2 protein-coding genes are annotated in these 1,298 nt (G+C 68.3%); both read left to right on the top strand.

Going from position 1 to position 1,298, the window contains the following annotated elements; translation table 11 throughout:
- A partial coding sequence (locus ACSFA3_RS23845) for a shikimate dehydrogenase family protein (protein ID WP_435507881.1) occupies positions 1-607 on the top strand: 607 nt, incomplete at its 5' end.
- A 16-nt stretch (positions 608-623) separates the two neighbouring features.
- The coding region (locus ACSFA3_RS23840) for a lyase family protein (RefSeq protein ID WP_435507880.1) at positions 624-1,298 on the top strand (675 nt) is incomplete at its 3' end.

Raw genomic sequence — 1,298 nt, 5'->3', positions numbered from 1 at the left:
GCTGGTCGACGAGGTGACGCCCACGGCGCGCGTCGCGGGTGCCTGCAACGCCATCCTCAAGCGCCCCGACGGCACCCTGCTGGGCGACCAGTTCGACGGTGCGGGCTTCGTGCGCGGCGTGGAGCGCAAGGGGCGTCTCTTCAAGGGCACGCGCGTGCTGGTGTCGGGCACGGGCGGTGTGGGCTCTGCCATTGCCGCTTCGATTGCTGCGGCAGGCGCTGCCGAGCTGATGCTGTTCGACATGAGCGAGGCTTCGGCCGGCGCCCTGGCCGCGCGGCTGCGCGAGCACTATCCGCAGATGAAGGTGGCCACGGGCTCGAAGGACCCGGCCGGCTACGACGTGGTCGTCAACGCCACACCGCTCGGCATGAAGGAGGGCGATCCGCTGCCCTTCGACGTGGACCGCATCGACCCCGGCACTTTCGTCGGCGAGGTCGTGATGAAGACCGAATACACACCGCTGCTGCAGGCCGCCAAGGCCAAGGGCTGCCAGGTGCAGGTCGGCACCGACATGCTGTTTGAAATGATCCCTGCCTACCTGGAGTTCTTCGGATTCGGCACAGCGTCCCCGGAGGAATTGCGTGCCGTGGCCCAATTGAAATATTGAAAGGCCAGGTCACAGCATGAGTATTTTCGAAGGCTTCCTCTCCACATCCGAAACGCTAGGCGCCTTCAGCGACCGCGCCTTCGTCGACGCCATGCTGCGCTTCGAAGCCGCGCTCGCGCGAGCGCAGGTCGCCGAAGGGCTGATCCCGGAGAGCGCCGCGCATTCGATCGTCAGCAGCTGCAAGGTCGAGCTGTTCGACGTTGCCAAGATCGTGCGCGAGAGTGGCCGCGCGGGCAGCGTCGCGATTCCGCTGGTGAAGGCGCTGCGCGAAGCCGTTGGCCTCTTCAATGCCGACGCTGCGCCCTTCGTGCACTTCGGCAGCACCAGCCAGGACGTGATCGACAGCGCGATGGCGCTGGTCACGCGCGAAGCGGTCGCGCTCATCGAGACCGATCTTGCCAAGGCCGCCGACGCGCTGCTGCGCCTGGCCGTTACGCACGCCGAAACGCCGATGCTCGCGCGCACGCTGATGCAGCCGGCCTCGGTCACCAGCTTCGGCTTCAAGTGCGCAGGCTGGGCGGCGCCGCTGGTGCGCAGCCGCATCCGCCTGCGCGACGCCGCGAGGCACGCGCTGCAATTGCAGCTCGGCGGCGCTGTCGGCACGCTGGCGCAGATGAAGGGGCAGGGCGCGGCCGTGCGCAAGCGCATGGCCAAGGAGCTCGGCCTGGGCGACCCCGGCGCAACGTGGCAC

This window comes from Variovorax glucosi, from assembly GCF_051216695.1.
Lineage (GTDB): Bacteria > Pseudomonadota > Gammaproteobacteria > Burkholderiales > Burkholderiaceae_C > Variovorax.
Note: the sequence above shows the minus strand (reverse complement) of the source record. Positions and strands in the feature narration are given on the sequence as shown.